The sequence below is a fragment of the Pseudoduganella sp. GW821-FHT11H04 genome (assembly GCF_058807935.1).
Map to the genome: position 1 here is coordinate 262759 of NZ_JBXARE010000005.1, position 12765 is coordinate 275523.

Below are 12765 nucleotides of genomic sequence, written 5' to 3' on the forward strand. Positions count from 1 at the left end.
GCTTGTCCCCCTTAAATGAAAAAACCGCGGCCGAAGCCGCGGTCTTTTGAGTCAGTCCGATTAGAACTTGTGGTTGTATTCCACAGTGAACTTGATCGAACGTTCGGTCTGGAACGAACGTGGCTCGCCGTAGTTCGGCAGGATGCCAGCGCCGGAGCCGTCGTCGTAAGTTTCGTTACGAGCGGTAGGCTGCTGCGAGTTGAACACGTTGAACACGTCCATCTTCATCGCCAGGCCCTTAACAGCTTGTGGCGTGTAGGTGAAGTTCAGGTCCAGACGCTTCTCCATCGGCATGCGGCCCAGGGAGCCACGTGGGGATGGTTTGCCATCGCACCAGAAGTACTCGGCGCCGTAGCCAGGACCACCGTAGGTGGTCGACAGCGGTGGGAAGCCTTCGCCATCGGAGTCGGAAGCCACGTTGGTGCCCAGGCAGACCTTCGGACGACCGGATTGAACCAGAACGTTACCGCCGACCGAGAACTCAGGCATCACCTGGTAGTAACCGAACGCCTTCAGCTGGTGCTTACGGTCGTTAGGCAGCAGGCCGTTGGTGTATGGAGCGAACTCTGGGTAGTCCCAACCAGCGGACACGCCAACGTCGGTCTGACCGGTATCGGAACGGGTCTGGCCTTCCATATTACCCTTGCTGCGCGACAGGGTGTAGTTCACGCGGCCGTACCAGCCGTTGCGCAGTGGGTGCTCCAGGAACATGTCCAGAGCAGCGTACTTACGCTCAGCTTTCGGGTTGCCAACTTCAGCTGCGGTGAAGTGAGCCCACTGGCCCTTGCCGCTGACGATTGGGTTGCCGTTCACGTCGTGGCCGTCGATCCAGATGGTGACGTCTTTACCTGGGTTGAAGATGTAGCAGTTCATGTAGTCTTTGGAGACCACAGGAATGCCGTTCTTCAATGCGAAGTCGTACAGCAGACGGGTGTCGCAGTTGTCGTCGATACCAGCGCCCAGCTTACGGTAGGTAGCCTTCACGCCGAAGTTCAGGTCTGGGCTGTAGGCTTTTTCGAAGCCCAGGGTCAGCTCGTCCTGGTAGTTAGGCTTCAGGTCACGTGCAACAACCGAAGCAGCAACTTTGCGGGAACCGGTTTCGCCGTCAGGAGACTGAGCAGCGTTGATTGGGTTCAGGCCCAGCGGTGCGCCGGTGGTTGCGTCGATGCCGGTGTAGGTGAAATCCTGACGGGTCAGGGTCGAGCGGGATGCCGCACGGGCAGCCACTTGGCCTGGCAACTGCAGGTAGTAGCGGCCTGCGCTACCGTACACCTTCAGGGATGCATCGCCGTTCACGTCCCACGAAGCGGACAGGCGTGGAGCAACCTGGTGCTTCATGTCGATGAACTTGTCGCCGTCGCCGGTGGTGTTGCTGTAGGCTTCGTTACGGATACCGCCGGTAACCAGCAGGTTTTTGGTAACTTGCCAACGATCTTCGATGTACTGAGCAGTTTGATCTGCTTTGGCATCGGTGATCGAGCTGAAGATGCTTGCGCGAGCGTAGTAACCGCCGGTGCCGAAGCCGCCGAAGTTACAGACGTTGCCAGGACGGCCGTTCGACAGAACTGCGTCGTAGCAACGGGTGCCGCCGCTAGCCGCTACACGGCGGTAGGTCCAAGCCACGCCACCGGAAGTTGCCAGACCGGCGCTGGTGATGTCCATCTTGTTGGAATCCAGACCGCCACGCAGGGTGTGGTCGCCCAGTTTGTATTCCAGGTCCAGACGGAAGGACTTGACCTTGTCTTCACCCGGCTTGCTCAGGCTGCCCGAGAATGGGTTGAAGTTGCGGTACAGGCCTTGTGCGTCCAGTGCTGGTACACGAGCAGACACGGCAGGAATGGTCACCGATGGAGGAGCAGTGGTGCCCAGCGATGGAACTTCGTAGTTCACGCCGCGCTCGGACTTCAGCTGACCGTACATTGCGGTCAGGGTCAGGTCGTCGGTCAGGTTGCCGATGTAGCGCAGCATGTTGACTTTCGCGCCTGGGTTACCAGGGTTGATGCCCAGGGAACCTGGGTTTTTGGTCGACAGCTGGGTGTACAGGTTGCCGTTGACAGCGCCGCTCAGGGATGCCAGGGAAGCAGCTTTTTCTGCTGCGGTGGTGCCATCCAGGGTGTAGCCGTAACGCTGTACGCGCTGACGCCAGTCATCGCCAGCCGAGGTGAACTCGAAGCGGTGGTTGTCGGTCAGGTTGAAGTCGATCTTACCAACCCAGCGGTTTTCCAGGCTGCGGGTGGCTTGCCAACCCTGCTGTTCCATGGTGGTCACGGTGGAGTCGGAACCCAGTGCCAGCTGGTTGAACTTGTTGATGGTCTGGTCCATCGCGAAGAACATGAACAGCTTGTCCTTGATGATCGGGCCGCCAACGTAGGTGCCGTACTGGAAGATGTTGGACTGGGCCAGGTCACGACGGAAGTGCAGCTTGCCATCGGTGCCAGCATTGTCTTCGAAGCCGGTGTTCTGGTAGTAGCGGTTGCGACGCTTGGTACGCAGGCTGTTTGGCTCAACGCTGTAGGTCGCGCCAGCTTCCCAGTTGTTGGTACCGGACTTGGTGGTCACGTTCATCACGCCACCGATCGAACGGCCGAATTCAGCACCGAAGCCGCCGGTCATCACGGATGCCTGCTGGATCGCGCCGAATGGCAGTTCCATCGAACCCAGCTGGGTCAGCGGGTTGGTGATTGCGAAGCCGTTCAGGTAGAACGCGTTTTCCGAAGCGCCGCCGCCACCGAACGATGCGCCGCCGTAGGCGTTGTCAGCACGGGTGGTGTTAGGAGCCAGCAGAACGATCGAGTTCAGGTTTGGCTGAACTGGCAGCTTGGCCAGTTCTTTGGCGCTGAACACGGCGCCGTTGTTGGTGTTCGAAACGTCGATACGGGAACGACGGCCGGTCACCTGCACCGCTGCTACGGTACCGAAGGAAGCGTTGGCGCCTTGGCCGGCCAGGACTTCCACTTCGGAGGTGCTAGCAACGGCGTTGTTGCGCATCAGCTCAACCTTGTAGCGGCCTGGTGGCAGCGCGGTTGCCTGGTAACGGCCGTTGGATGGCACGTCGACCGAGCGCTTCAGGCCGGTTTCCAGGTTGGTCAGGTTGACTACGGTGCCGGACGGCGATTCCACCGTACCAAAGACGCTACCCGCGGCATTCGACTGAGCCATTGCTGGCTCGATCATTGCCACGCCCAGGGCGCCGGTGGCAAATGCCAGTGCCAAAGCACGTGCAATTACGTTTTTTCTCAACATATCAGTTCCTAAAGTAAGCAGCTTCCAGCAAGTTGAAGGTGGATCTCACCAGCCGCCAGCTAGCTGTTGTCAGCATTGATTTTCTTGTCCCGACTACGTCTTCACTAACCTCGCAAATGTAGCGAGCGCCGGAATCATTTACAGGTGAATTGATTTCAGCAGCGCTATGAAATCACGCCGCGTACAAATTAGTCAATAAATAATCGACCAGTATTATTAAAACACAACACTTTGTCTCACTCCTGATACGGTCTGTTCGACGAAGATGTCGGCAAGTAGCTGTTTTTACTGGGGATTGCTGAGCCAGGTCGGCAAGAGGAATAAGGCGAGCGAGATTATTTCCAATAATCACTTCCAAGTTAATTCGCATTAATTTATGCAAAAACCTGAATTAAGTTTCCCGAGCGGGAGAATTATTCAAAAAATAATCTGAATAACACTTTGTCACCGTGCTATTGAGCAACTATTGCATCTTTGGGACTGAAAGTACAGGAATAGTACTTTTTAAAGGCCTGGAGCGGCGCACTTCTGTTGCGTTTATACAACCGAAGAAAGCAGGTAGAATGTCGCCTTTGGGCCCGTTGCGCGCCCCATCCTGCTGAGAAAGGCCATCATGTTGCGACTAAACGAAATCAAACTCCCACTCAACCACGCGGAACCGGAACTGGCGCAGGCCATCCTGGCCCGCCTGAAGATTTCTGCGGAACAGATGCTGGGCTTTACCGTCTACAAACGCAGCTATGATGCGCGAAAAAAGAGCAACATCTCCCTAATTTACTCGATCGACGTGGAAACCACGGACGATGGGGGAATCCTGTCCCGCCTCGGCAACGACAAGCACCTGATGCCGGCCCCCGACATGACTTACCAATTCGTGGCCCATGACGTGAACGCCGACGGCAAGCAGCCACGCCCGGTAGTCATCGGCATGGGTCCTTGCGGGCTGTTCGCCGCCCTCATCCTGGCCCAGATGCGCCTGAAGCCGATCGTCCTGGAGCGCGGCAAGACTGTGCGTGAGCGGACCAAGGACACTTTCGGTTTCTGGCGCAAGCGCGTGTTGAACCCAGAGTCGAACGTACAGTTCGGCGAAGGCGGCGCCGGCACCTTCTCGGACGGCAAACTGTACAGCCAGATCAGCGACCCGAAGCACTACGGCCGCAAAGTGCTGACCGAATTTGTTAAATCGGGCGCCCCCGAAGAAATCATTTACGTGAGCAAGCCGCACATCGGCACCTTCCGCCTGGTGAAGATGGTGGAAAACATGCGCGAGGAAATCACGGCCCTGGGCGGCGAGATACGCTTCGAGCAGCGCGTGACCGATTTCGACATCCGCGAGGAAAACGGCGTGCGCCAGATGCGCGGCCTGCACCTGGCCTGCGGCGCATACCTGGAAACCAACCATGTGGTGCTGGCCATCGGCCATAGCGCGCGCGACACTTTCGAGACCTTGTACCAGCGTGGCGTGTACGTGGAAGCCAAGCCCTTCTCGATCGGTTTCCGCGTGGAGCACCCGCAATCGCTGATCGACCAGTGCCGTTTCGGCCCGAACGCCGGCCACCCTATCCTGGGCGCCGCCGACTACAAGCTGGTGCACCACGCCAGTAACGGCCGTGCCGTGTACAGCTTCTGCATGTGCCCTGGCGGCACCGTGGTGGCGGCAGCGTCGGAGCCGGGCCGCGTGGTCACCAACGGCATGTCGCAATACTCGCGCGCCGAGCGCAATGCCAACAGCGCCATCGTGGTCTCGATCAGCCCGGAAGTCGACTACCCGGGCCACCCGCTGGCCGGCATCGAGCTGCAGCGCCGCCTGGAAGAGAAAGCCTATGTCCTGGGCGGTTCCAACTACAACGCGCCGGGCCAGTTGATGGGCGACTTCGTGGCGGGCCGCGCGTCGAGCGACGTTGGCGCCGTGACGCCTTCTTTCAAGCCGGGCATCACCTGGACCGACTTGGCGACCATCCTGCCGGAATACGCCGTGGTGGCCCTGCGCGAAGCCTTCCCGGCCTTCGACAAGCAGGTGAAGGGCTACTTCAAGCACGACGCCGTTCTGACCGGCCTGGAAACCCGTACCTCCTCGCCGATTCGCATCAAGCGCAATAACGACGACCTGCAAAGCCTGAACACGCGCGGCCTGTTCCCGGCCGGTGAAGGCGCAGGCTATGCCGGCGGCATCCTCTCGGCCGGCGTGGACGGCATCAAGGTCGCTGAAGCGGTTGCGCTTTCGATGCAAGCCGCAGACAAGTCCTGAAAAAGAAAGCCTGCCCCTCAGGGCAGGCTTTCTTACATCACACCTTCTTAGAACTCGTACTTCGCGGTGAAGCGGAAGCGGCGTGCGTTCTGCAGGCCAACCGGCTGCATGTACGACGGCGAAGGCGAACCGACGCCGGTTTCGCCGGCTTCTTCGATCGATTGCACGGTGCGCTCGTTGAAAATGTTCAGCACTTCAGCCTGGAAACTCAAGCCCTTCTGCCACTTCGGCGAGTAGTTCACCTGTCCGCTCACGTCCTTGGTCCATGCCAGGCGGCCCAGCGTGCCGCGTGGATTCAACTGGCCGTTGCACCAGAAGGAAGCCGAACCGTATTCGATCGACACGCCGTCCAGCTTACCGTCGTAGTAGCCCAGGCAGTTGACCGGACGGCCGGACTGCACCAGCAGGTTCGCGCCCACGCGCCACTCGTCGGACACCTGGTAGGCGCCAAAGGCCTTGAAGGTGTGGCGGCGGTCGTTAGGCAGGTAGCCGTTTGCGCCTTCCATCAGGCCAGGGTAGTCCCAGTCCTGCGAGATGCCGGCGTCGTCCTGGCCGATGTCGGACTTGACGTAGCCTTCGGTGTTTCCGCGGCTATAGGCCAGCACGTAGGAGCCGCCCAGGCTCCACTTGCCATCCCAAGCACGTTCGAAGCTGAACTCCAGCGCGTTGTAGGTACGCTTTGGTTTTTCAGGGAAGCCCATGTCCTTGGCTGGAATGGTCACGCTGGTCAGGCCGTTGCCGTCGCCGAAATCGACGTTGGCAGTCAGGTCGCCGCCCGGGTTGTACAGGAAGCAGTGGCCGATCGCGCTGGCCAGCACGTTCGCCTTGGCATCCGTGTAGCCGTTGGCCTTGGCCCAGTTGAACGCGCCCTCATTGTTGCAGACGTCGTCCATCACCTTCTTCAGCCTGCGGTTGGTGTACTTGATGCCCACTTTCCAGCGGTCGGTCAGGGCCTGCTCCAGGCCGATGATGAATTCATCCTGGAACATCGGCTTGATGTTCGGGTCAACCACGGAGCGTGGATCGCCGGCCTTGCCATCCGACGTGGTGACGCGCGAACCAAGTTGCGCGCCCTGCCCCGGCAGCTGGAACTTATCCGCGCCGAAGCTGCCGTTGAAGACGTAGAAGTCGCGGTAATCCAGTTCGGCACCGGAGAGGCGCACGTTGGTGTTCGACATCACAGGGATGTAGTAGCGGCCCGCGTTGGCGAAGGCCTTGGTCTGCGCCTTGCCGCCCACGTCCCACGCCACGCCCAGGCGAGGAGCAATGGTGTTGCTCACCTTGATGAAGGTTTTGCCTTCGGCATTCAGGTTCTCGAACGATTCGCTACGTACGCCCAGCGACAGCATCACGTCCTTATGGACTTGCCAGTTGTCTTCCAGGTAGTAAGCCGAGTTCTTGGTGGTGAACTGGCCGCCGTTCTTGAATGTGCGCGCATCGATGTAGTCCATGTCCGCGCCGCTGTTGTTGACGTAGCCGTTGGACAGCCTGCCGCCGTTTGCCAGGGTGCGCACAACGTAGCGCACGCTGCCAGGATACTCGGTGCCGTCGACCACTTCATACTTCTCGTTGTCGGCGCCGAAACGCAGGCCGTGGCTACCCAGGTTCCATTCGGCATCCAGGCGCCACGCGGTGCGCTTGTCGTTCGCATTCGGATCGGTGATCGAGGTCGCGGTGGCGCAGCCCATCGGCACTGCCGTGGTCGGACGCGAGTCCTGCACGTATGGGCAGGCTGCCGATGCCACGTTGGATTTGCGGTTGTACTTGCCAACGCCGTACAGGGCCGACACGGTCAGGTCGTCGGTGAGCCAGGTGGTGTACTTACCGATCAGGTTTTCGCCGCCGGTGGTGTATTCGTCGACGCCTTTGTCGTTACCCTTGGCGGTGCCGTACGGTACCGGCGAATCCCAGTTGTACTGCTTATCCTTGGTCTTATCGCTGAATGCGGTGAATTCCAGCAAGTTCTTGTCGGTGATATTCCAGTCGAACTTGGTCAGGAAGCGCGGAGTGCTGGACTTCATCGTGTTCTGGGTGCTCACGCCGTAGGTCGAGCGCTCGATGTCGGCGCCCTGCACCAGGCCGAAGAAGTACAGCTTGTCTTCGATCAGCGGGCCGCCCACCCACAGGTTGGCTTGCAGGTCGTCGGTGCCGCCAGGGCGCTTGACCAGGTTCCATTTGCCGGTGGTCGGACTCTTCTCGGCGTACAGCGAGGAACCTTCCATCGATTCCGGCGACCAGATCACGTTGGCGCCGCCCTTCCATTCATTGGTACCGCGCTTGGTGGTTACCGACAGCACGCCGCCCAGCGAACGGCCGTACTCAGGGCCGTAGCCGCCGGTCTTGACCTGCTGCTGCGAGATGCCTTCGAACGGCACCTGGTTGAACGCCACGCCGTTCAGCGAGTTGGTGACGTTGAAGCCGTTGATGTAGTAGACGTTTTCCGCAGGCGAAGCACCGCCAAGGGAAGGCACGTTACCGGCGCGCAGGGCGGTCTGGCCGATGCGGGTATCGCCCTTGGTTGCGCCAGGGGCCAGCAGGGCCACGGCCGTTACGTCGCGCGAGATCGGCAGGCGGTCGATGGCAGCCTTGCTCAGCACCATGCTGGATTCAGGGGATTTGGTGTCGATACGGCTCACGCGGCCAGTCACCACCACACGGGCGGAATCTTCAAAGTGCGCCACCGAGCCTTCACCGGCTTGCACCTCGACTGCACGCTCTTCGCTCTGGCCATTCGGCAACTTGACCTTCAGGGTGTAGTGGCCAGGCGGCAGTTGCGGAACCGAGTAGGTGCCGGCCTTGTCCACGGTGATGGTGCGGCTCAGGCCAATTTCCTTGTTTTCCAGCGTGATGACGGTGCCGACCGCAGCGCGGCCGCCCACCGAACCGGCGGAGTTAGATGCCGCGTAGGCATTCCCGCCGATCACTAACGTAGCGCTAAACGCAACAGTCAGCGCATGCGCAAGTACAGTTTTTTTCATTTGCAAATTCCATCAAGAAATACAGCATTTTTTAAATGTCCCGACAACTCGATTCAACGCCGGCCAACTTGCGCCGCCCACGCCGAATCTATCAATGGGACCATGCCGCATTCGCAATGGTCAATTATGCAAATGTACAGTAATGTACATTAAAGTTGCAATGTTGATGTGTTGATACACGGGCACAAAATGCCTGTAACTTCGGCTAAGTAAGCGAAGCAGTTAGTATGTCGATCGTTGCGGAAAAACAACGAATACTAGGCGGAGGGCGGGGATGATTTGACTTCGAAGGGCATATGCAAGTGGAAACGGCAGCCTTCGCCAGGGTTGCTGTGCACTTCCACCGTTCCGCCCATCTGCTGCATGATGGTGTAGACGATGTGCATGCCCAAGCCCGATCCGCCCTGCCCGCGCTTGGTGGTGAAGAACGGCTCGTAAATCCGGTCGCGCACCCCTGGCGCCAGGCCTACGCCGTGGTCGACGAAATCCATGTCCAGCCAACCGTCGGCAGCACACGCGCGCACGATGACGGTGCCGCCCTTCCCGTCCGGGTAGGCGTGGCGCGCTGCGTTCATCAACAGGTTGGACAGCACTTGGGAGAACTTCCCGGGCGGCAGGCGCGGACGCAGCAGGTGGTCCATTTCCACCTCCACCTTGATGCCTGCCTTGCGCAATTCGGGGCTATGCGCCGACACCACGCCCTGCACATAATCCTTCAGCGCCAGCGCGCTCACATGCTCGGTGCCCTGGTCCACCGCCAGCTGCTTGAAGTTGCCGATCAAACCGGCGGCGCGGTGCAGGTTCTGCTCAATCAGGGCCGCAGCGTCGTTCAGGCGCGCAGCCAGGTTGACCAGGTCGGAGCGGCTCACCTTGGGCGCCTCCAGCGCCTGCACCAGTTGCGCAGTGTAGCTGCTCATGGCCGATGCCGCTGTCAGCGCCACACCCACCGGCGTGTTCACCTCATGCGCCACGCCGGCCACCAGCGAGCCCAAAGCCGCCAGCTTTTCCTGCTCCACCAGGCTGGCCTGGGCAGCCCGCAGTGCTTCCGTGCGGCGCATGACTTTTTCTTCCAGCAGGTGCTCGCGCTCCTGGTGCTGCAGTTCAGCCGCCGATCGCGCCGTGAAGATCGACAGCAGGGACAGCGCCAGCAAACGCTTGTTCTCGTCGATAGGCTTGGTGTCGATCGCTGACAGGATGCCCAGCGTCTTGCCCTCGGTATCGATCATGGGCATGCCGACATAGCTTTCCGCCTTCATGTCGACCAGCAGTGCATCGAGCGGATAATCCTGCTGGATGCCGCAACCGTGGAAGCACATGGTCTGGTCGGTCACGTTGTGGCAAGGCGTGTGCTCAAGGCTGTATTCCATATTCGGCAGGAAATCACCGCCGCCCCAGACAGCCAGCGTGCGTATGCCTTCCTGCCCGTCCGGCATGTGAATCACGCGGCCGGCAATGACGTAGGTGACATCCAGCGAGGCCGCGAGGTCGCGCACCAGCACGCGGAAGAATTCCTCGCCGCGAGCGCGGGCGGTGGAATCAGTGATCGCGCGTAACGCCGCCTCGGCAAGAGTACGCGCGTCATTGGCGTCGAATAATTCCATGGCGGGCTCCTAATGAGGCGGATGGCGCCTGTACAGGTCCTGTAAATAATCCTGATGCTGCAACAGCAGGTTGGCCAGTGCAGGATCGAAGCGGCTGCCGCTGCCCTCTCGCACTTCATCCAGTGCATGCTGCAAGGTGTGGGCCGGGCGGTAGCTGCGCGGGCTCACCATCGCATCGACAAAATCGGCCAGCGAAGTAATGCGCGCGGCCAGGCTGATATCGGCGCCGTGCAAGCCTTGCGGATAGCCGGCGCCGTCCCAGCGCTCGTGATGTTCGTGGGCGATACGCGCCGCCAGCCGCAGTACCGGCTGCGTCGATGAAGACAGCATATGCCAGCCGATGTCGCTATGCCCCTGCATGCGCGCACGCTGCTGCGCATCGAGCGGGCCTGGCAGGTTCAGGATCTCGTCGGGGATGCCGGCATGTCCGATATCGTGCAGCGGAGCGGCCTGGCGCAGCTGGCGCACGGCGCCGGCCGGCATATCGACCGCTTCGCCCAGCATGGCGGCGATTTCGCCGACACGCTCGACATGGCCGCCGGCTTCCGCCGAACGGCTCTCCAGCGCCTCGCCCAGGATGTGGATGATGGCGTCTTGCGTCGCTTCCAGTTCTTCGCGTGCCAGCAGGTTTTCGTAGGTGATGGCGACGTTGGCCGCGAACAGGCCAAGCAGCTCGCGCTCTTCGTCCTGCAGCGCTTCGCTGAAAGACATATAGAGCAGGCTCTCGTTGCCGTCGCGCGTACGGTAATAGCAGGCGTAATACAGCGGGCCATAGTGGTCGGTCTGTTCCGCCATGCAGCGCACGAAGGCGTCGCGCACCGGCGCCGGCAAATGATCCAGAGTTTCCTCCGGCGCCAGACCGGCGTAGGCACTGGTAACGGCCAGCACTTGCAAGCGTCCAGGCTGCCGGGCAGCCGCGTAGGCGTTCATGCGGCTGGCGCATACGCCTTCCGCCTGGCGGCCAAGCAATGCCGATGCGTTCTCCAGTACTGCTGAGCAGAAATGGCGCAGGTTGTCCGAGTCGCAGACGTGGGTGATGGCGTCGATCGATCGGCGCAGGCCAAGGCGGGCGCGCTCAAGGCGCATCAAGTCCCGATAGGCGCGCAGGCCGGAATAGAACACTGCACTGAGCTTGGCGTGCGTGAGCTCGGTCTTTTCGCGGTAATCGTTGATGTCGTAGGTTTTCAGCACCATGGCCTGTGGCGCCTGGCCTGGCTGGCCGGTGCGCAGCACAATGCGCACATTAAGGTCGCCCAGCTCTTCCCGGATGTAGCGCACCAGTTCCAGGCCGGCGTGTTCGGATTCCATCACGACGTCCAGCAAGATCAGGGCGAACTGGCCGGGACGTGCCAGCAATTTGCGCGCTTCTGCGCCGGAATAGCAATGGGAAAAATGAAGGCGGCGGCCGTCGAACTCAAAGTCCGCCATCACCAGCTCAGTGACCTGGTGTACTGCTTGCTCATCGTCAACGACGAGGATCTCCCAGGGTGGGAGTAGCTCAGCAGGGGCTGGCGTTTCATCATCGTCGAACAACATTGCGTCATCCACCATGCCCAGCCCCACTGGAGGTTGTTTCTTGTAAATTATATACCTCTAGAGCCACCCTACCTTCTTAAAGCGGCGATATAGGGAAAAGCAAACAACAGCCATTAGCGACAGGGCGGCGGGATAGCCGAAGCGCCAATCCAGCTCCGGCATATGCTTGAAATTCATGCCCCAGATGCCGGCAAAGGCGGTCAGCACGGCGAAAATCGCGGCCCACGCCGCCAACCGCTTGTTCACCTCACCCTCTTCCAGCGCCACCATCGACAGGTTGACCTGGATCGCGGTGCCGATCGTGTCACGCATGGTATCCAGCGCGCTGTTGATGCGCAGCAGGTGATCGTGGACGTCGCGGAAGTATTCCTGGGTGTTGCTGCACACCGCCGGCACGCGGCCGCCATGCAGCTTGCCGATGGCGTCAAGGAGCGGCGCCACGGTGTGGCGCATGGTCATCACCTTGCGTTTGAGGTCGTAGAGGCGTTCGATATTGTCACGCTGCGAGCCGCGAATAAAGATACGTTCCTCGATCTTCTCAAGCTCGATTTCCAGCGCATCAATGATGGGGAAGTAGCGATCGACCACGGCATCCATCAGGGCATACAGCACGAAACCGGAGCCCTGCTGCAGCAAGTGCGGCTCGCGTTCGGCACGTGCGCGCACGCCGAGGAAATCCTGGGTGGAGTTGGAGCGGTTGGAAAGCACATAGTTAGGGCCGACGAAGATATCGACTTCACCCACGTGCATTTCATCCTCGCGCATTTCGAGCATTTTCACGACGACGAACAGGGAGTCGCCGTATTCCTCGATTTTGGGACGTTGCTGGCCGCGGCCGGCGTCTTCCACCGCCAGTTCGTGCAGGCCGAATTCTTCCTGCATAACGGCCAGTTCGTCGCGCGTGGCGTCGCGCAGGGCGACCCAGACGAAGGCGTCTTGTCGCGCCACGTATTCGCTGATATCCGCAACCGGGATATCAGCCAGCTTGCGCCCATCCTGGTAGGCGACGCAGTTGATCAGCATGCAGGCTCCTTTTTTGCTAAGCCCGCAGCATAACTTAAAACCGGTAAACCAGTGTCAGACCCGCAGGGTCTGACACTTATACGCGACGGTCGCGGGCCGAGGTGTCTGACCCTGCGGGTCAGACAACGGTTTACCG

Annotated in this window: 6 protein-coding genes; 1 reads left to right on the plus strand and 5 read right to left on the minus strand. The window is 60.3% G+C overall.

Translation table 11 applies throughout. From position 1 onward, the window contains the following. Positions 1-60: 60 nt before the first annotated feature. On the minus strand, positions 61-3243 hold the full coding sequence (locus AC1RTP_RS14180) for a TonB-dependent receptor (RefSeq protein WP_498608269.1): 3183 nt from the start codon (positions 3241-3243) through the stop codon (positions 61-63). A gap of 613 nt (positions 3244-3856) precedes the next feature. Here AC1RTP_RS14180 and AC1RTP_RS14185 point away from each other — a divergent pair. After that, complete coding sequence (locus AC1RTP_RS14185) at positions 3857-5491, plus strand: NAD(P)/FAD-dependent oxidoreductase (RefSeq protein WP_498608270.1); 1635 nt, start codon at positions 3857-3859, stop codon at positions 5489-5491. A gap of 47 nt (positions 5492-5538) precedes the next feature. Here the strand turns inward: AC1RTP_RS14185 and AC1RTP_RS14190 are convergent, their stop codons facing one another. The 4 genes from AC1RTP_RS14190 to corA all read right to left on the minus strand — a co-directional run bounded on the left by AC1RTP_RS14190 (position 5539) and on the right by corA (position 12629). After that, the gene (locus tag AC1RTP_RS14190) at positions 5539-8469 is read right to left on the minus strand and encodes a TonB-dependent receptor (RefSeq protein WP_498608271.1); all 2931 of its coding nucleotides are present in this window, start codon (positions 8467-8469) and stop codon (positions 5539-5541) included. A gap of 257 nt (positions 8470-8726) precedes the next feature. Then, positions 8727-10070, minus strand: a complete 1344-nt coding sequence (locus AC1RTP_RS14195) for a sensor histidine kinase (RefSeq protein WP_498608272.1) — start codon at positions 10068-10070, stop codon at positions 8727-8729. A gap of 9 nt (positions 10071-10079) precedes the next feature. Continuing rightward, positions 10080-11621 carry an HD domain-containing phosphohydrolase gene (locus AC1RTP_RS14200; protein ID WP_498608273.1) on the minus strand — a complete coding sequence of 514 codons (1542 nt, stop codon included), beginning with the start codon at positions 11619-11621 and terminating at the stop codon, positions 10080-10082. A 42-nt stretch (positions 11622-11663) separates the two neighbouring features. Beyond that, on the minus strand, positions 11664-12629 hold the full coding sequence (gene corA / locus AC1RTP_RS14205) for a magnesium/cobalt transporter CorA (RefSeq protein WP_498608274.1): 966 nt from the start codon (positions 12627-12629) through the stop codon (positions 11664-11666). Positions 12630-12765 lie beyond the last annotated feature (136 nt).

Coding starts and splice junctions, on each gene's coding strand:
- AC1RTP_RS14180 (WP_498608269.1), bottom strand. CDS start 3,243: ATGTTGAGAAAAAACGTAATTGCACGTGCTTTGGCACTGGCATTTGCC.
- AC1RTP_RS14185 (WP_498608270.1), top strand. CDS start 3,857: ATGTTGCGACTAAACGAAATCAAACTCCCACTCAACCACGCGGAACCG.
- AC1RTP_RS14190 (WP_498608271.1), bottom strand. CDS start 8,469: ATGAAAAAAACTGTACTTGCGCATGCGCTGACTGTTGCGTTTAGCGCT.
- AC1RTP_RS14195 (WP_498608272.1), bottom strand. CDS start 10,070: ATGGAATTATTCGACGCCAATGACGCGCGTACTCTTGCCGAGGCGGCG.
- AC1RTP_RS14200 (WP_498608273.1), bottom strand. CDS start 11,621: ATGGTGGATGACGCAATGTTGTTCGACGATGATGAAACGCCAGCCCCT.
- corA (WP_498608274.1), bottom strand. CDS start 12,629: ATGCTGATCAACTGCGTCGCCTACCAGGATGGGCGCAAGCTGGCTGAT.